The sequence below is a fragment of the Acetobacteraceae bacterium genome, assembly GCA_004843345.1.
GTDB lineage: Bacteria > Pseudomonadota > Alphaproteobacteria > Acetobacterales > Acetobacteraceae.
Genome location: CP039460.1, coordinates 1345413 through 1364041, shown reverse-complemented (window position 1 = coordinate 1364041; position 18629 = coordinate 1345413). Strand labels below are relative to the sequence as shown.

Genomic DNA, 18629 nt, shown 5'->3' with positions numbered 1-18629 from the left:
CCATTAGAAGTTACGTCAGTCTTTATCTTCGTCTTGTAAAAATTTCTTTAATTTAGGATCAACCTGACCTAGGACAACCCTCAATGTCACAAGCAAATTGCCTGCAACATGATTTTTATCTGCTGCAATCCCTCGACCGGGAACTCTTAGAACTTTTCCACTATCTGAATCAGCAGGAACTGTCAATCTCACAGGCCCCAAAGGCGTTGGTATTTCCAACTTACCCCCGAGAATAGCAGTTTTGAAATCAATATCAACGATCTCTCTTAAATCTCTGCCGTCACGTTCATACCGGCTATCAGGCTGGACATGAATCGTTAAAAGAAGATTCCCAGCAGGCGCACCGCCACGTCCAGGTTGCCCCTTCCCTTTCAGACGTAATGTTTGCCCGTCCGTAATCCCAGGCGGCACTTTAAAGGTGACAGATTTTCCATTGACAAAAATTTCCTCTTCTCCGCCTAAAACAGATAAAAGGAAGGGAATTGTCATTTCAGAACGGACGTCTCCCCCAGCTCTGGAAGCACGAGAACCGAAACCTCCACGGCCGCCAAAGCCCCCACCGAAACCACCGCCTGTAAAGCCTCTTAAAATATCTTCTAAATCTTCTGGGCTTGCTCCAGCGCCAAAGCCGCCTCCGCCGAAACCGCCGGCACCTCCACCGAAGCCCCTTGGCTGACCTTCCCCATCAATAGATCCTTGGTCATAGCTTTTACGCTTTTCTGCATCACCAAGAATGTCATAGGCCTTCCCAATTTGTTTGAACTTCTCCTCTGCCTCTTTGTTATCAGGGTTAAGGTCCGGATGATATTTTTTGGCAAGACGACGATAGGCCTTACGAATCTCATCGTCCGTTGCAGTTTTAGTGAGCCCAAGCGTAGCATAAAGATCGCTCATATCCGGGTAATTCCTCTTAATCCAATGTTCTTTTTCAAATGTCGTAAGCTTATTACGTTATTTCCTGAAAGAATAGGTAGAAATCGGTTAAAAACCTAGCGTGTGAAGATTCTTGCCAGAATTCCCTGATCATGTTTTTCAATTGGCAGCTCTGTATTGACCAGCTCATCCCCTTGCCAACCAGCACCCATCGCAACATAAAGACCAATCGCATCCTGTAAACGTTTAATACGGGACACAACCCACTCATCTTTTGTATTCAAAGCGGTTTGCTCTGTCACAAGAACATTCAAGAAACTCGTTAAACCGTGGCTAAAGAGCGAACGGGCACGGTCTCGGGCTAAATCTGCCTGAACTTCGGCAGAATAGCGCTCAATCACTGTATAATTATCCTGTCCCCAATCCGTCATGCGATCCTCAACCTCTTGAAACGCATCCAAAACCGTTTGGTGATACATAAAGCGCGCTTTTTCGGCATCTGCACGGGATTGAGAAATTTTTGCCGTCAACTGGCCACCATGCATAATGGGAATAGAAGCCATAATTAAGAAGTTCCAAGCCTGCCCGTATAAAGAAAAGGCTTGATAAAACGCAGAAGCGTTCGGGTTATAGTTCAAAGGCGCATTAAAATTAGGATAAAGCTGCGCCACAGCGACACCAATATTGGCCATTGAAACCGCATAGCGCCGCTCTGCGGCACGAATATCAGGACGGTTCGCAACCACCAAAGATGGCAAAGTTGCTGGCAAAGCAGGCGGCTTTGGCATCGACTGAACGGCTTCGAGTTCCGGTAAATCCTTACCTGGCATTTCTCCCATCAAAACAGCAATCGCATGACGCATCGTCGCCTCTTGCGCCCTCAGTCCCGGCAGTCTGGCACGTTCACTATGAAGCTCTGATTCTGCCTGTGCGACAACGAGGTTATTTCCAACCCCATGGGAATAAAGCCGATTCACCATATCGCAGACATTCGCAGCGACTTTAATAGCCCCCTCAACGACAGCAATACGCTCCTGCGTTCCACGCAGAATCACATAGTCCGTTGCAATTTGACTCAAAATAGAAAGAAGAAGTCCACGCCTGTCTTCAATACTGGCCTGAACAGATCGTGTCTGCCCCTCAACCTGTCTGGAAATTCGTCCGAAAACATCAATTTCCCAGTTGGCGTTCACACCATAGGTAATGATGGAAGCGCCTGCATATTGCCAAGCCCCCGCACCAAAAGTGTTGCCTTGATGGCCTGGACGTAGTGGCCAGTTATCAATCGCTGTGGAATATCTCGTATCCCCACCGCCGGCATCTGCATCGACTTGTGGATACCATTGCGCCTGTGCTTCCCGTCTCAGCGCACGCTCACTCATAATATGGTTCGTTGCGGCCATCAGGTTATAGTTTCCCTTAATGGCACGATCAATTAGCTGATCTAGAATAGGGTCATTAAAGCGACACCACCAATTTCGTAACCCCTGTTCCATATCCGCAATTTCTTCTGCAGTCGGAACATGCTCTTGCGACGAAAAATGCGACGGCAAACGCACGTGGTCCGGTTTATATTCAGGACCAACGGTGCAAGAAGCAAGTAAAAGGGCACCAGCAAGGGCATAAGAAAAAATGCGCATATTACAAGTGATTTTGTAACCACATAATCAGATTTCCACGTCCGCCAGGCGGCTTTGGACCAATGGCAACACTGCCTGTCATACCTGAAACGAGAATGACATTTGGCGGAATTTCATCAAACTCAATACGAACAGGAATACGTTGCGCTAGACGCACCCATGTAAAGATAGGGTCAACGGTTGGCAGGCCGAGACGATCCCATTCCCCATTCTTATCGTTAATCCCACGGCCAATACTCACAACATGGCCTTTTAACAACTCTCTATATCCCATCAATTTAATACGGGCCACATCGCCGATATGCACCCCATGGATTTTTGTCTCTTCCATATAGGCATAAATCCAGAAGGTGCTGGAATCCACAATCGACATCACAGGTTGCCCAATATGGACATAATCCCCGACACGCAAATTGAGATCTGTAATATAACCATCAACGGAGGCATAAACCGTTGAACGCTGTAAATTAACAAGCGCCGTATTTAACTCCGCTTTGGCTTCATTCAAAAAAGCACGCTTCACAACAGTTTCAGAATCGTAATCTTCTTCTTCTTCTCGCGAAACCGCTCCACCCAGCCCTAAACGGCGATGAGCGTTTCGAACAGCGAGTTCGTACTCATCCTGCGCACCAGAAACGCGCGCCTTGGCATGCTGAACGTCGAGCTGAAAACGTAATTTATCCAGAACATAGATCGGATCGCCCCGATGGACAAACTGGTTATCCACGACAGGAATAGAGGTCACGGTTCCCTCCACCTCTGGGGCGCTAATCACCACATACACACGGACACGTCCATCACGCGTCCATGGATTAAGAACATAAACATCCCAGACAATATACCCAAGCCCCAAGGCAAGGATAATCACCATACTGGTCAATAAAGGACGTATAATTGTACTAAAACGACTCACAGACACGTTATCCCAAGATAATGATGAAAGAAGAAATCAAGGCTTAAAACAGAGTCGGTCATAAATACAAAATCAGCAAACTTAAGATGCAACAGAACAGGGCAACCTCAAAAAGAGCCACATGCCAAAACCACTGCAAAATACCAATACGCCACAAAATCGTCCGAAGAAGCACTGTTAAGAAAACAGCGATCAACCCATAAACGGTAATAGGTGCGATATAAATACCAAAAAGATTAAATTCCGCCATCATGATAAGGATGTTATCCCTTCAAGAATATCCTTCGGAAACAACTAGCACTTCATGGGATCAATCAACAGTCTCTTTTTTCAAAAAAGACGCCAAAACAACCCACGTCCTTTACGGCTAAAGTCCATTCTTTTGCGCCTTTTGGCCTCTCGATCTCTTTTTTCATCCTCTCTTCTTGTACTTTTTTTGCTTCTAAAAAAGGGTTGCGTCAACCAGCCTAAGACCCAGATGACAGCAGATTTTCCAAGGGGTGAATTCAAAAAGGTCAGCAAGGTCGAAACAGAAAGTTCACTCCGAAGAAGCTCCACTTTTTCCTCACGCTCCCGATAGACCTCTTTCTGATCGTAACTTGGTTTTCTCGCTTTTGTTGCAAAATAGATACAAAAGAGAAAAGAAAAGAAATCCATAGCGAGCATCGCCAAGGACGCCAAAATAAAATGTCCTGGTAAAAACGCAAGGAAAACTGCCCAAAAGACCGCATGCATTGAGAAAACGATAAAAAGCAAGGAAATTAAAACAGCCCCTATCCAGAGCATTCTATGGCCATAACGCCTAACCGCTAACGCAATCACTTCCCCTTGTAGGCGAAAAAGCTCTTTCACTAACTCGAGTGGACCTTCCATCCTAAACCCTTTTCTTCTGTATTATGATGATGCGCTTTCCAGTTTTTAAGCACTGCTTTATTAAAAAACTGTCTCTCATTATAGATTAAAAAATTCTTATCTCTTCCTTTATTACCAAGGGAATGTGCTTCATGATAGAGAGAATTCTAGATTTAGAGTTTTAATCTCTAAAAGCCACTCCAACCTCTGAAAGAACTCCATTGCCCCCTTTCTGGAAAAATAAACAACTTGAAGATTTTACACACGAAGAATGGGAAAGCCTTTGCGATCAATGTGGACGTTGCTGCTTAAATAAGCTTTTAGATGAGGAAAGTGGCGAAATTGCGTGGACAAAAGTTGCATGCCGTGGTCTTGATTGCCAAACAGGAAACTGTAAAACCTATGACAGCCGTTTTCAGCTTATTCCAGATTGTATCTCTTTGACGCCAGAACTTGTCCGCCAGATTAACTGGTTACCTGTGAGTTGCGCCTATCGCCTTGTCAATGAAGGCAAAGACCTTCCAGAATGGCATCCCTTAAAATCTGGAACGCTTAAAACGGTACACCAAGCTGGCGCTTCCGTTGCTGGCAGATGTATCAGCGAACGTGTAGCGCATGATCTTGAAGATTATATTGTCGACTGGCCCGAAGAATGGCCAACAATCTGCAAAAAGCATAAGCCGAAATAATGACGCAAAATGCCAAAGAACCCCCTTTTCCTTGGCCTGTTAAATGGAAATATTCCAGCCGATCCCGCCGTCTTTCGCTCCGTATTGATCCACGCTGTTCAGGCGTTGTTCTTTCTCTGCCTCTGAATTTTCCGAAAGAAAAAGCACTTCTTTTTATCAGAGCCCATATAGAATGGATTCAAAAACAATTAGAGGCGCTCCCGCCGCCGGCGGATCAAGCGAATGAAATTCTCATTGAAGGCAAAACCTATCCTATTGTTCGTGTCCCCGAACGCCCTTCATTCCGTCCAAAACTTTGCTCAGATAAATTTATCGTTCGTGAGAATGATCCAAATGAACTCGCTAGAATCGAGGCCTTTCTTAAAGCACGGGCTAAAATTCTTTTACCTGTTTTAGCCAAAAAATGGTCGGAAATAATGCAGGCAGAATTCAGCCGAATCACCCTAAGAGATACAAAAAGCCGTTGGGGAAGCTGTAACACTCAAAGAGCGATTATGCTAAACTGGAGGCTGATTCTTGCACCAAAAGCCGTCCAAGAATATGTCATTATCCACGAACTTTCCCATCTGACACATTTCAATCATTCCCCAGATTTCTGGGCTTTAGTCGAAAATTTTTGTCCAAATGGGAAAATTGGACGAAAAGAAAGTGAAAAATGGCTTAAAAATTATGGCATAAAATTACAAAGAACTGTATAAGAGTTTCATCGAAGCTGATGATATGCTTTTCAGTTGAGATTGCGAGCGTGGCGGAATGGTAGACGCACAGGACTTAAAATCCTGAGTTCCGATGGAACGTGGGGGTTCAAGTCCCCCCGCTCGCACCATCTTTCCCAAATATTTTAGCGCTAAAATTCCACAGAGAAAATTAACTGTGGTGTAAAGCGACCTTTCTAAAAAATTACGAAAACCCATTTAAAAATGGGTTCGCAATACTCTCTTTTTTTTAATGGTTATGGTTGCATCCAGCGCCATGCCCATGGTGATGGGCATGATCTGCGTCATTTCCAGCCGCAGCGCAATGATGGCAGGCCACCCATTTATGCTCTCCTGATTTATAATGCTCTTTTTTCCAAACAGGTACACGGAACTTAATCGCATCAATCACATAACGGCAGGCTTTAAAAGCATCATCACGGTGCGCCGCAGATGCCCCAACCCAAACAGCCATATCGCCAATTTTTAAATTTCCATAGCGATGGCATGCGGAAACACCGATAATATCAAATTTTTCAAGCGCTTCCTGAATGATTTTTTCGCCTTCTTTCTGCGCTAATACCTCATAGATCTCATATTCAAGGCCTTCAACATCTTGCCCTTCATTATGATTTCTAACCCAACCTTCAAAGGCGCAATATCCGCCAGCTTCTGGCTTATGAAGCACTTTTGCCCATTTCGTAACGTCAACGGGCGTGCTGGATAAAAAGAACCCTTCTTCCTTCATCAAAACCTATCTCCTCTTTCAAACCTATATCTTCGAAACAATCAGAAATTAACCGCCTGTAACAGGAGGAATAAACACAACAGTATCATTCTCTTTGACAGGATGATCCCAAGGCACAAATTCATCATTCACAGCTGCGCGAATATCTGAAATTGGCATCGGAAAACGATAACGGTCTTTGAGACTCTCATAGAGACCTTTAAGACCAGAATCTGGCATCTCTAAGTTCTCTCCTGACTTTCCTGCTAGTTCTTTAAGATGTGCGAAATACTCAACACGAATTTTCATAAGGCTTCTCCCTTTTGTATTTTCTGCCATTCTTCAGGTGTATTAACATTATCGAGCATATCCCCTTCTGGGATGAGAAGATATTCTGCCAACCCTTTAAAAGCCTGTCTTGGACAATGCGCTCCCTCTTTTACTTTTACTTCGAGAGATTCAAGCGCTTTCGGTTCCCAAATTGCGCAAAGAGGCTCTGCTTTTCCATTGAAAGGGCTTTCCCATGAAAAAACGACAGGTTTTTCCGCCTCTTCTCCATGCCAATTTGCTCTTGCCTCAACCAAGGGATCAAGCGCTTTTTCATCTGCAAAGGGAAGATCACAAGCCAAAACGAGCCACGCCGCTTCTGGATAAGCACGATGTGCTGCCAACAGTCCTGCATTTGGCCCTTCAACATTTTCAATATCAAAAAGAGGCGTATAATTTTGACGCAAAGGATCAGAGGCTTGATCCTTCCTCAAGGAAAGAAACTGCTGGTCTGTAAATTTTTTAAGCCAATCCATCGCCCGAACAAGCTGAGGCTTTCCCTCATAGCAGAGCGCTGCTTTATCTTTGCCCATACGCTTGCTTTTTCCACCGCTCAAGAGCAAGCCAAAAAGCTTTTCATTTGAAAAATTAGTCGGCATAAGCCTCTTTAACCCTTTTTTCTTTAGTGCTGATTGCGATTAAAATCTCTTTTACCACCGCTTTTTGCAATCAATTTTGTTTCTTTAATAATCATGTCATGGCTCAATGCCTTGCACATATCATAAATTGTCAAAGCTGCGATTGAAGCGCCTGTCAGAGCTTCCATTTCAACGCCTGTCCGACCAGAGCAAGAAGCCGTCACTTCTATCACTGCCTCGTCACCTTCCATATAAATTTCAATATCACAACCGTTTAAAGGAAGCGGGTGACATAACGGAATAAGATTGGAAGTTTGTTTAACCCCCATAACGGCAGCGATACGGGAAACCGTAAAAACAGCACCCTTAGGCGTTACATAATCTGTCTCTCTCAATTTTGCGGCGACTTCTTTGGGAAAAAGCAAACGCGCCTGTGCCGTTGCCTCTCTCGAAGTAATCTGTTTTTCACCGACATTCACCATTTTTGGCGCACCATCTTGTTCATTCACATGACTAAGCTTGTCAGTAAGAAGGCCTGATTCTTTATGTTCTGTCATTTCATCCACCAATATAATTCATTTCAATACGCCGTCCGCCAGGAATATTTGTCTGCCTATGGGTTTTCCCTTCTTCATTTAAAAGAGAATTTCGATCTAAGCTGTAACGATCCTTACGGTCATGCCAAATTTTTTCCAGGAATTCTTTTATTTTCTCCGAATCTTTTGCCTTAATCAGAGGACGCAAATCAAAGCCTGAATCTGCAAATAAACATGTATAAATTTGCCCTTCAGAAGAAAGCCTTACGCGGGAGCAATCTGCGCAAAAAGGCGAACTTACAGAAGAAATAAATCCAACCTCACCTTTCCCATCTTTATAACGGTAGCGATCTGCAACCTCACCTTTATAGTGAGGATCTAAAGGCTCTAACGGCCAGCGAGCGCCAATAAGGTCTCTGATTTCCGCAGAGGAAACGACCCTGCGCATACTCCAACTATTGCGCGTGCCGACATCCATATATTCAATAAAACGCAGGATAATATCCGTATCTCGAAAATAAGCGGCCAAAGGAATAATCTGATCGTCATTCACATTCTTTTGAATAACCGCATTAACCTTAATCCCTGCTGGAAAATTAACTTCTTGCGCAGCCTGAATCCCTTCAAGCACCTGAGAAAGTTTTCCACGTCCTCCCGACATGCCCTCAAAAGAACTTTGGCTCATCGCATCTAAACTAACAGAAACACGGCTTAATCCAGCATCTTTGAGAGACTGGGCATTCTTCTTCAACAAAATTCCATTTGTTGTTAAAGCGATATCCTCAATTCCCTCAATTTTTTTCAAGCGGGCAATTAAATTCTCTATGCCTTTACGCAAAAGGGGCTCTCCGCCAGTCAAGCGCAATTTTACGACCCCCAGAGAGGCCGCAACTTTTGTAATTTCTTCAATCTCATCAAAGCTTAAACGCTCCTGAGGAGAGAGAAACTGGTAATTATCATGAAAAGTTTCTTCGGGCATGCAATAAGAGCAGCGCAAATTACATCGGTCCATAACCGAAATTCTTAAATCTCTTAAAGGGCGCTTATAAAAATCTTTTAGCGCACCGCCTGACACATTAGGCTGCATTTTTAGCCCCTAATCCAAAAAAAAGCATATTTTCATCTCTAAAACAGGTTTACATTAAAATCTAAAAAAAGCGCTTACCAAGGGTAGAACGAAACCAAAGAGCCTGCATTAATTTCACCCTTGCCTGCTGGGATTTCAGCAATCCCATCCGTATCTCCCAAATGCATAAAGTCTCCAGAGGTTGGCACATGATGCGGAATCAAAACAGCCCTTTCCTCTTCCCACACTAAGCACACAGGTAAGAAAAAGGTTCGCTTATCCATGGACTGAACCGTCTCTTTAATCATCGCTTTCCGAGGCAATAAAGCACTACGGTCTTTCATTGCCGCTTTGAGCAGCGGTAAAACATATCTTGCAGAACAAGCCATTGCTGAAACAGGATTGCCTGGCATTCCAAAAATGCGCTGTCCCTGAGGACCAATCCCGAACCACATCGGCGCACCAGGACGCTGCGTTACACGGTGTATAAGTTTCTTTGCCCCCACTTTCTGCAATGCGGATGGAACATAATCAAATGCTCCCATAGAAACGCCACCACTGAGAATAATCACATCCGATTCTTTTAAAACTCTTTGAAGCGCTGCAACCAAGGTCTCAAAATCATCTGGAATATGTTCAACATGACTTGGTTCAAAACCGCCAGATGCCAGAACACCCCGCATCATAGAATCGTTTGAGCGGCGAATCTGCCCTTCGCCGACTTCAGCATCCACATCAACCAATTCATCACCCGTTGCCAAAAGCGCAATTTTTGGCAAACGATAAACTGAAACTTCAGCGTAGCCATTTGCAGCCAACAAAGCCATCACAGGCCCGTCGATTCGCGCCCCTGCAGAAAGGAGTAAATCGCCTTTTTGCGCATCCGAACCTTTTGGATGAATAAAACGCCCTGCAATACGGGTGCCACCGTCTCCTGGCTTTAGGAAAACATCCATCTCTTTACGCACCAAGGCTTCAACAGGAATAACGCAATCAGCACCATATGGAAGAGCTGCCCCTGTCATAACTTCCCAACAAACATTTCCTTCTGTCAAAGTTGGAATTTTCGCACCTGCCTGATGACGGCCAAGGCATTTCAATGGAAATTCATCTGCAGCACGGCACGCAATCCCGTCCATCATCACACGATTAAAAGGAGGCTGTGGACGTTCTGCTGAAACGTCTTCAGCTAAAACTCTGCCCGCTGCTTTAAAGAGAGCACATTTTTCAATGCCAAAATCCCCAGCATGTCTCAAAACAATTTCTGTTGCTTCTTTCACCGTTACAGCAGCGCACATTCTTCACATTCCTCCGAATAATCTTTCGAGATTGTCCATCTTAACACAATTAAGCGTAAACTTTTACCCAACCATGCTTATCTTCTGCTCTGCCTTCCTGAATATCAAGCAATGTCTTTGCTAAACGGTTCGCAACAGGAAACCCTGTTTTAATCCCTTGAAAAGAAATTGTTTCAATTTCCCCAGTCTTTGTTTTCCGCACTAATTCTCGAATAGGAACAATACCAACAGCCGTTCCTGAAGAAAAAGCCTCCGTAATCTCGCCTGACTTTCCGCCTTCAAAAACAGCATCAATGGAAATTTGCTCTTCTCTCATTTCCATTCCAAGATCACGGCCAATGGCAAGAATACTTTTTCTCGTAATCCCTGGAAGAATAGATCCGTTCAAAGGCGGCGTCACAACAGAACCATCCTTTTTAACAAACATAATATTCATTGCCCCCGCTTCCTCGATATATTTTTGCTCTTTTGCATCAAGGAAAAGAGATTGATGGCAATTTTGCTTTTTTGCCTCAAGCTGCGCCGTGAAACTCCCTGCGTAATTCCCTGCAGCCTTCACGTCTCCTGTCCCGCCTGGCGCTGCGCGTGCAGAATCCGCAATCCATAATTTAAGAGAAGCATCTTTGTCCGAAAAATAAGCCGTCATTGGAGAACCAATCAGCACAAAGATATAAGAATTGGCTGGACGAACCCCCAAAAAAGATTCCTCGGCAAACATATAGGGGCGCAAGTAAAGACCGCTTCCCTCTTCTTCAGGGGTTAAATGCCCATCCTTTTGCAGAAAAAGCGATAGTGCCTCCGAAAACATTTCATCAGAAACTTCTGGCATCACCAAACGCCGTGCCGACTGACGAAAACGCTCCGCATTTTGATCACCTCGAAACACAACGACCTTGCCTTCTTGATTTCGTCTGGCTTTCATCCCTTCAAAAATGGCTTGCCCATAATGCAACACAGCAGCGGCTGGCATCAATGAAAACGACTTTGTCGGTGTAACTTCTAATGGACTCCAGCCCTTTCCCTCTTCATAGCGTGCCCAAACCATATGAGGGGTAAAAACGCTTCCAAATTTTACAGGAGCGCTAGAAGATGGTCGTGTCATAAGAATATCCCCAATCATGTAAGCCGTTGCCATAAGGCGAATATAAAAACCTAGCTCTAGCCATTTTAAAATCTTTATTGCCCAAAAACCAGAAGCAGAAACAAAAAATGCCAGCGGAGCAAAGCTCTGCTGGCATTTACTTGTTCTGACAATCCTAAACCAATTAAAAAATTGGCACTGGAAAAATCAGCGTTTAGAGAACTGGAAGGAACGACGTGCTTTTGCGCGACCGTATTTCTTACGTTCAACAACACGGCTATCACGTGTAAGGAAGCCTGCCGCCTTCAAGGATTTACGCAATTCTGGTTCATAATTAACCAATGCACGGGACAAACCATGACGCAACGCACCAGCCTGACCAGAAAGTCCCCCACCAGAAACAGTGCAGTAAACGTCAAATTCATTATGACGGTTAGCAACCAAAAATGGCTGTGCAATGATCATGCGAAGAACAGGACGTGCGAAATATTTCTCAGCAGATTTCCCGTTGATGCTATACTCCCCTTTGCCTGGTTTAATCCAAACACGGGCAACAGCGCCTTTACGGCGACCTGTACCATAAGAACGACCCTGCGCATCACGCTTTGGCTGAGCAGGGGCAGCTTCTTGTCCATCTTTCAAAGCTGCAAGAGACTCAAGCCCTGCAACATCTTTTGTAATTGTTGTTTCTGACATACGCTCTATCTTACGCCTTACGATTTACGGTATTTTTAGAATTGAAGGCCGCTACATCCAATTTTTCTGGATTTTGTGCTTCATGCGGATGCGCATCTTCTGGATAAATAAAGAGATGACGCATTTGCGCACGCTGAAGCGGACCACGTGTAATCATACGTTCAACAGCCTTACGCACCAGATGATCTGGATTATGGCCTTCTAAACGTTGAGCAACACTTCTTTCTTTGATTCCGCCTGGATAACCTGTGTGGTAGTGGAAAACTTTCTGAGAACGCTTTCTGCCTGTCAAACCAACATGTTTGGCATTGATCACGACAACCGCATCGCCACAATCAACATGTGGTGTATACTGTGCGAGATGCTTTCCTCTTAGTCGATTTGCAACGATGCTGGCCAAACGTCCAAGCACCAAATCACGCGCATCGATAAGAACCCATTTGCGCTTTACTTGAGCCGGCTTAAGAACCGGTGTGGATTTCGTAAGTGACATATTGTCTTTCCGCGTTGAGCTACATCCCAAAATATTTTCTAAACAAGCCCCATTGCTTCTTAAAAAATCCTTGGGAAAATGCTTTAAAATAATAACTCTGTTTTTGGACACGCCACCGCAGTAGCTTCCTCTGTCGCTAAGGGAGCAATCTCCCCCTGCCTCCAAAGGTTTTGACGGTGTGCCCCACCGCCCAAATAGAGAAAATCAAGTGCTTGCTCTCTACGAAAAAGCCCACCTGCTCTATATTTAGTCCTCTCTTATCCCCTATTTAGGACAAATTCGTCAAGACTCTTTTTAACAAATCAAAACGCTAAAAAGCGCAGAAATCCAATCTTTTTTAAAGTATGGTAATATAGTACCGCTATAAATATAGCACTTAGCAAAGCATTTTTTTTACAAAAAACCACTTCTTCCGCATTTTAAATCTTAAGCAAGATACAAATCTCTTAGATTCTTCCTTAGGAAAAAAGGATTTCTTCCTATATAATTACCGAAGAATCATTCAATATCTTCACTTTATGTAAGGAATTCTCCTGATATGCGGCAGGGATGGCTCGCTCTTATTACCCTGGCAATTGCCAGCACAATTGCGGGCGCTGAGATTCTGCATCATACGAATGAAGCCAGCCGACATGACATTAACGATTTTTTAAAAAATATTCCGCCTGAATTTGGCTTTAAATACAGCAAAGTGACACCCGCTATAACCATTCAAGGGATGAATATTGAGGATGCGTCCTTTCACTTAGGAACAACCCAATTCTTTTTCAAAAATCTTTGCCTCGGCCATCCACATATCGAAGAAAATATTTTAAAATTTTCCAGCGTTACGGTGGATCAAGCTCAAATCATCTCAGATGAACATACTTTTTCCTCTCAAAAAGGTATTCTCCGTCATTTAGAAATCATTCCATCAGCCTCAAAGCAACGCAAATGGGATGAGTTAATTTTTGATGAAAATACCCTTAATGAAAATGAATCCTTTGTCCCGTCTGCTCCAGAGAACAAAGAAGTTGTCGCAGCCTTCTTCAAACGTGTTTCAAATCAAAACCCTACCCTAGGCAATATTCGTTTTGGCCGCCTTCAGTTTGAAAAAGTTAAAATTGATAAGAATTTAAACACAGCGGAAAAAAGCTCTCAAAACCAGCTTACCCCTACCAAAACAAATCTAGAAAACAACTCTAAAGAGAATATTCAAGCAGACACAATAAAAAATCTTATCCAAAAAGACGGATTCATCATTCCAAGCCTCTCTCTTGAAAATATTAATCTTGAAGGATATGGCACAGGCGCACATCCTGTTGCTTCGGTCAAAAATTTAAAAATTAAAGTTCTCTATAATCTTCTCCATCAGAATCTTCGTAATCAAGATGGTGCGGTTCACGCCATCGAACTCTCTTTAGACAATGGCGAAATCCACGAAGGTGGCAATCTTCTCCAACGCCCAGGCAGGGAAGAAATCATGGCTGCACACCAATTTTGGGATGATCCCGAGAAGTTTTTCAACACAGCACCATATGGCTTAACACTCATTGGTCTCACCACAAAAATCACGGCGCCAGCAGAACCTGAAAAAGAATTTAAAATTCCAAAAATAACAGGAGAACGCCGCCTAAGTGCTGTAAAGGACAAATGGGCGTTTAAGTCTTATTTTAACATTATTGGAATTGAAAATAACTTTTCTCACCATATTCCCCTTTCTGAAGAAATTCATGAAAGCTTGAGTACGCTTGGTCCAATTCTCAAAATTACGGCGCTTTCTGTCCCAAAAGAAACCACGACGCTAACACCAGAAAGTTGGCTCTCTAAATTTTCGCTTGATTTTGAAATGACAAAACAAGCTCAGATCAAAGGCTCTTTTGCCTTCTCTTATCCGCCACTTACAAAAAACATTTTCGAAAGTAGCCTTCTTAGACTCAACTGGGAGGATAATTTTAAAATGAGTAATCTTTCCTTAAGCTTCTCAGGGCAAGACCTCTCCCCTATCCTTTGCAATTCTTGGAAAGTTCTAAAAGATGTCCAAACGACTTCATGCGCTAAAATTCAGGAAATATTGCACGACAATGCCTTTCACAACCCTTATTTTGAAACACTCGTCGAATGGATTGCAAATCCAAGAAAAAAACGCCTCAAAACCACCTTTGATTTCTCTCATTTTTGGGGATGGAATAACTTGCCGCCAGAACAAGCTTTAGGGCAACTTCCTCTAAAGGAAGCTGTGATCAAACAATCTTTTTAGCTTAGACGGCTAAATCAATCCTATGATGCCAAACCCTCCTCACATTCTTATTTTTGGACTGGGAAATGATTGCGCCCAAAGCGCTTTAGAATATTTAAAAATAATCTTTCCAAAGGCTCTCTTCTCCGGATGGACAAATCATCCAGAGAATATCCCCCCGTCTTTACATTCCTTTTGCCAAAAAATAGACGTAGGAGATCTCAATCACTTGCAAGAGAAGAATCTCTTTAACGGCTATAACCTGATTATTTTCACTCCCCCAGCACGCTTTTTACCCAAAATTCTTGAAAGAAGTCATTGTCCTATCGTGGCTCTTGGATCTACACGAAAATATACTCAATGGCCTGATTCTTATGCATTGGAGGTTTTAAAAGCAGAACGACTTCTTTTAAAAACTAACCGTCCTTCTTTTTTCCTTCATCCAACAATGATTTTTGGAGATAACAACAACCAAAACATCTCAAAACTAGCTAAAATTGTTCAAAAATTTAAAATCCTTCCCCTGCCTCAAGGTGGGAAAAATCTAATTCAGCCTATTCATTACCAAGATGTCGGGAAATCCATCGCAAAAGCTGGAGAATGCCTGTTAAAACAAAGAATTCAAAAGCCAGAATCTCTTATTATTGCTGGAAAAGAAAGCTACACATATAAGGAGGTCATTTTGTTTCTGTCTAATGCACAGAAGCTCTCACAACGTTTTATTGTCCCTCTGCCTTTATGGCTTCTATTGCCTGGCAGTAAGCTTCTTAAGCACTTAGGGACACTTATCCCAAAATATGCGAGCCTTTTTCCTACGCCTCAAGCTATTCGGCGTCTGACAGAAGATAAGCATTTTTCAATTTCTGAAATGGAAGCTACTTTAGGATTTTCGCCACAAAGCTTAACACTGGAAAACTGGCAAAAAAAAATCTGCTAAAAAGCAGACAATAAAAATCCAAAAATGTGCTGGGGTGAATGATGGGACTTGAACCCACGACCACCGGTACCACAAACCGGCGCTCTACCAACTGAGCTACATCCACCAGCACGAATACCTCTTTAGAGAAAATGCTTAGAAACGTCCAGCCCTAAATTTATAAAAAGTCATCTTTCTTAAAAAAAATCTCTTTTTCCCCTTAAAAAATCCCTCCTTTATATGCAAACAGGGGCTAAAAGCCCCTGCTCTAAAATAAAATCAGCAAAACTTATTTTTTTGTTTTTACTTTTTTCACTTTTCGATCTTTTGGCGCAATCAAATGGCTTTCTTTCATCAAACGGTCTATTGTCTGAATCACATATTCAGAAGTAATGATGCGTGTGCATTCAAACTGACGTTGCGTCTCTTTATGCCTTGGGCAGAAGAGATAATTCGAATGCTCAAAAGGGACGCGAACATCATGCCAGCAAGAGTTACAGCCATTTGCAGAAAAAATGCGCCAAGGCGTATAGAACTCATTGCGAGGATGTGTAAAACCCGAAATCATAATGATTTTGGCATTCACCGTCCATGCCAGCCAAGAGAGACCTGAAGACAATCCGATAAAAAAGTCGGCATATTTAATCCAACGCGCACGCTCTGCCAAGGGTCTGTTGCCTGTTTCATCTTCCACCCCATTTGGAAGGTGATTCCAATGAATGCCGTGCCCTGTAACGGGTTCTTTATCAATGCAAATCACCCGATATCCCAACTGTTTTAAATAATCGACCACCGCATGCCAGCCTGTTGGATTATTCCATAACTTACATGCACTCGAACCTTGTACAGCAATCACAACATACGGGTCTGGAATCGGAGGCGCATCAGGCTCTGCGACAACAGGCACAGGAGCTTCCTCTGTTAGATCAACGCCAAGAAGTGCGCCTGCCGTACGATGAAGCCCCAACATACGGAAATCATCAGGTTGAAACTCATTCGTCTCATCTCTGAAATACAGCCCCATATAGTAGGTTGCATACATCTCCTTACGGATATCATCCGAAAATTCATCCCGCACCATAAAAGTAATGTGCTTATAACGCGTTGCAAACAATTCCCGAATATGCTCTGCCACAATCACCGTTAATTTACAGTCATGCACCAAAGCAAAACGTGCCGCATAGGTAAACCAGGCAATTGAATCCCCTAGCGTTCCACCTGGAAGAACAATCGCAATTTTCTTTCCCTTACCATTCCAACTATGCGACCAAGAAAAACCAGTCTCTTCGTTAACTGCTTCAAGACGCAAATTCATCCAGTATTTCTTACGGGCAACAAACGTAACATCTCCCGCACGAAATTCATGCAGAATACTTGCTGTATCCAAATCCCGAACACGAATAATCCATTTGCCCGCAGGCACATAAATCCGTGCGCCGATATTGAAATCGTATCGAATTCCCTGCTCACCTTCCTGTGTCAGCGCTTTTGAAGGTGGCGGAAAAGCATCCTCATTAACTTTTTTTTCAACGACAGGCGCTGGCTTTTTATCCTCCGATCCAGCAGGGGCTGCTGGTGCCAATGTCTGAATATTATGCAGCACATTTTTTAAAGCTGAACGGTCTTCTTGAGGTGAAGGCGCAACGGAGATTTTTTGATCTGAGGCGACAGAAGAAGTCATTGTGGCTGCCCTTTCTTTTTCGAAGATTTCGGAGTGCCCTTTTTAGAAGCCTTAGCTGTGGGTTTTGCCACGCTTTTTTTCTCTCCTGACTTTTTAGGTACTTTCTTTGTAGAAGCGCCCTTCTCTTTCGCTTTATGCGCCTTAACGACTTTCTTTGGCCGCTCTGGCATTTCAGAAAAAAGCTTTAACCGGTCTCTCTTTTCCTGAGGTAAATCTAAAATCAGATCGCTACAGGCTTGAATCACCTGATTTCCAGAGATTAAACGGCTGCATTCAAAAGCGCGGTCTGTATTTTTATGACGTGGGCAGAAAAAATAATCTTTCAAATCCAGTCTAATCGCTAAATCATTTGCACAGCCATGACATACATTTCGGTTAATAATCCGCCACGGTGTCTCAAACTCGTTGTAATCTTCTGTAAATCCGCCAACCATCACAACTTTCGTTTGAGCCGCCCAAGCGAGCCAAGACAACCCTGAGGAAAGACCAATGAAAAAATCAGCATGTTTAAGCCATCTTGCACGCTCTTTCAAAGGACGGTTTCCAGTCTCATCCTCTACCCCATGAGGAATATGTGTCCAAACCGTGTTAACGCCCGTTACACGAGCCTGATCAATACAAATAACACGATAGCCCAAAGATTTTAAAAATTGGACAACCTGCCGCCATCCGTAAGGATTATTCCACATCTTCCCTAAACCAGATCCCTGAACGGCAATCACAACATAAGGGTCTTCAATCGGAGGTTTATCTTCAATATCAATATCTGGACGACGGTTTTCAGGCGTTAAGCCCAACATATAAGCCCCCATCCGTCCAAGACCTGCCTGACGATAATCCAAAGGCTGCCAATTCCGGCTCACATCATCAAAAAAGACGAGAACTTTATAAGAAGCATAGCTATCTGTGGGCACTTTGTCCGCAGTCACAAAAGTAATATCCGGATTTGCAGGCGCTAAAATTTCGGCCAAATCAGCCCGAACAACGCAAACCAGCTCTGCCTTATGTTGCCGTCCAAAAGCCATTGCCTGACCGACCCAAGCTAAATGATCCCCTAAACCGCCCAGCTCCATATGAACGACAACTTTTTTGCCATATAGATCACATTTATGTTGAAAAACGGGCTCTGCCTCACTTTCTTCCCAAACGGTAATTTGAAAAGGCAGATAATAGTGTTTTGCGCTCTGAACCCGTCCCCCTTGATCAAGCCACTGATCGAACAAAACAGTATCTGTCCCCGTATCACGGAACTGAACACGCCATTTTTTACCAGAAGGCACATCCACACGGCAGCCATCATTGAAATCAAAGCGTATCCCTTTTGGTCCCTCCATGACTAACTGTGCTGGT

Annotated in this window: 20 protein-coding genes and 2 tRNA genes; 5 read left to right on the top strand and 17 right to left on the bottom strand. The window is 43.6% G+C overall.

All coding sequences use genetic code 11. The features are described 5' to 3' along the window. Positions 1-15 precede the first annotated feature (15 nt). The 5 genes from FAI40_06745 to FAI40_06725 all read right to left on the bottom strand — a co-directional run bounded on the left by FAI40_06745 (position 16) and on the right by FAI40_06725 (position 4299). On the bottom strand, positions 16-894 hold the full coding sequence (locus FAI40_06745; protein QCE35055.1) for a J domain-containing protein: 879 nt from the start codon (positions 892-894) through the stop codon (positions 16-18). Between the two features lie 95 nt (positions 895-989). Continuing rightward, complete coding sequence (locus tag FAI40_06740; protein QCE35054.1) at positions 990-2513, bottom strand: efflux transporter outer membrane subunit; 1524 nt, start codon at positions 2511-2513, stop codon at positions 990-992. A 1-nt stretch (position 2514) separates the two neighbouring features. Next, the gene (locus FAI40_06735) at positions 2515-3426 is read right to left on the bottom strand and encodes an HlyD family secretion protein (GenBank protein QCE35053.1); all 912 of its coding nucleotides are present in this window, start codon (positions 3424-3426) and stop codon (positions 2515-2517) included. 58 nt (positions 3427-3484) lie between these two features. Beyond that, a complete protein-coding gene (locus FAI40_06730) occupies positions 3485-3679 on the bottom strand; it encodes a DUF1656 domain-containing protein (protein ID QCE35052.1) in 195 nt (64 codons plus the stop codon). A 77-nt stretch (positions 3680-3756) separates the two neighbouring features. Further along, positions 3757-4299, bottom strand: coding sequence for a hypothetical protein (locus FAI40_06725; GenBank protein ID QCE35051.1), 543 nt, complete (start codon positions 4297-4299; stop codon positions 3757-3759). 200 nt (positions 4300-4499) lie between these two features. On the opposite strand from FAI40_06725, the gene FAI40_06720 reads away from it, so the two are divergent. From FAI40_06720 to FAI40_06710, 3 genes are all read left to right on the top strand, one after another. Further along, on the top strand, positions 4500-4967 hold the full coding sequence (locus FAI40_06720; protein QCE35050.1) for a YcgN family cysteine cluster protein: 468 nt from the start codon (positions 4500-4502) through the stop codon (positions 4965-4967). Then, positions 4967-5665 carry a M48 family metallopeptidase gene (locus tag FAI40_06715; protein ID QCE35049.1) on the top strand — a complete coding sequence of 233 codons (699 nt, stop codon included), beginning with the start codon at positions 4967-4969 and terminating at the stop codon, positions 5663-5665. Before FAI40_06720 ends, FAI40_06715 begins: the two co-directional genes overlap by 1 nt. A gap of 41 nt (positions 5666-5706) precedes the next feature. After that, positions 5707-5793, top strand: a tRNA-Leu gene (locus tag FAI40_06710). A gap of 119 nt (positions 5794-5912) precedes the next feature. On the opposite strand, the gene FAI40_06705 is transcribed toward FAI40_06710, so the two are convergent. From FAI40_06705 to rplM, 9 genes are all read right to left on the bottom strand, one after another. Then, entirely contained in the window at positions 5913-6410 is a 498-nt protein-coding gene (locus tag FAI40_06705) for a molybdenum cofactor biosynthesis protein MoaE (protein ID QCE35774.1), read from the bottom strand. Positions 6411-6458: 48 nt separating this feature from the next. Next, complete coding sequence (locus FAI40_06700) at positions 6459-6728, bottom strand: MoaD/ThiS family protein (GenBank protein ID QCE35048.1); 270 nt, start codon at positions 6726-6728, stop codon at positions 6459-6461. Beyond that, on the bottom strand, positions 6695-7315 hold the full coding sequence (locus FAI40_06695) for a molybdenum cofactor guanylyltransferase (GenBank protein ID QCE35047.1): 621 nt from the start codon (positions 7313-7315) through the stop codon (positions 6695-6697). The genes FAI40_06700 and FAI40_06695 overlap by 34 nt, the downstream gene beginning before the upstream one ends. Positions 7316-7338: 23 nt before the next feature. After that, on the bottom strand, positions 7339-7851 hold the full coding sequence (gene moaC, locus FAI40_06690) for a cyclic pyranopterin monophosphate synthase MoaC (GenBank protein QCE35046.1): 513 nt from the start codon (positions 7849-7851) through the stop codon (positions 7339-7341). A gap of 1 nt (position 7852) precedes the next feature. Next, positions 7853-8917: a GTP 3',8-cyclase MoaA gene (gene moaA, locus FAI40_06685; GenBank protein QCE35045.1), complete on the bottom strand. Its 1065-nt coding sequence runs from the start codon at positions 8915-8917 to the stop codon at positions 7853-7855. A gap of 74 nt (positions 8918-8991) precedes the next feature. After that, the gene (locus FAI40_06680; GenBank protein ID QCE35044.1) at positions 8992-10194 is read right to left on the bottom strand and encodes a molybdopterin molybdotransferase MoeA; all 1203 of its coding nucleotides are present in this window, start codon (positions 10192-10194) and stop codon (positions 8992-8994) included. A gap of 49 nt (positions 10195-10243) precedes the next feature. Further along, positions 10244-11329 carry a branched-chain amino acid aminotransferase gene (locus FAI40_06675; GenBank protein ID QCE35043.1) on the bottom strand — a complete coding sequence of 362 codons (1086 nt, stop codon included), beginning with the start codon at positions 11327-11329 and terminating at the stop codon, positions 10244-10246. A 153-nt stretch (positions 11330-11482) separates the two neighbouring features. Further along, positions 11483-11971, bottom strand: coding sequence for a 30S ribosomal protein S9 (gene rpsI / locus FAI40_06670; GenBank protein QCE35042.1), 489 nt, complete (start codon positions 11969-11971; stop codon positions 11483-11485). Between the two features lie 10 nt (positions 11972-11981). After that, on the bottom strand, positions 11982-12464 hold the full coding sequence (rplM, locus tag FAI40_06665; GenBank protein ID QCE35041.1) for a 50S ribosomal protein L13: 483 nt from the start codon (positions 12462-12464) through the stop codon (positions 11982-11984). A 538-nt stretch (positions 12465-13002) separates the two neighbouring features. On the opposite strand from rplM, the gene FAI40_06660 reads away from it, so the two are divergent. Then, positions 13003-14703: a hypothetical protein gene (locus FAI40_06660; protein ID QCE35040.1), complete on the top strand. Its 1701-nt coding sequence runs from the start codon at positions 13003-13005 to the stop codon at positions 14701-14703. Between the two features lie 22 nt (positions 14704-14725). Further along, a complete protein-coding gene (locus tag FAI40_06655; GenBank protein QCE35039.1) occupies positions 14726-15619 on the top strand; it encodes a hypothetical protein in 894 nt (297 codons plus the stop codon). Positions 15620-15649: 30 nt separating this feature from the next. On the opposite strand, the gene FAI40_06650 is transcribed toward FAI40_06655, so the two are convergent. The 3 genes from FAI40_06650 to FAI40_06640 all read right to left on the bottom strand — a co-directional run bounded on the left by FAI40_06650 (position 15650) and on the right by FAI40_06640 (position 18613). Next, positions 15650-15725 (bottom strand) — tRNA-His (locus tag FAI40_06650). Between the two features lie 162 nt (positions 15726-15887). Continuing rightward, the gene (locus FAI40_06645; protein ID QCE35038.1) at positions 15888-17279 is read right to left on the bottom strand and encodes an autotransporter strand-loop-strand O-heptosyltransferase; all 1392 of its coding nucleotides are present in this window, start codon (positions 17277-17279) and stop codon (positions 15888-15890) included. Then, positions 17276-18613 carry an autotransporter strand-loop-strand O-heptosyltransferase gene (locus FAI40_06640; protein QCE35773.1) on the bottom strand — a complete coding sequence of 446 codons (1338 nt, stop codon included), beginning with the start codon at positions 18611-18613 and terminating at the stop codon, positions 17276-17278. The genes FAI40_06645 and FAI40_06640 overlap by 4 nt, the downstream gene beginning before the upstream one ends. Between the last annotated feature and the right edge of the window lie 16 nt (positions 18614-18629).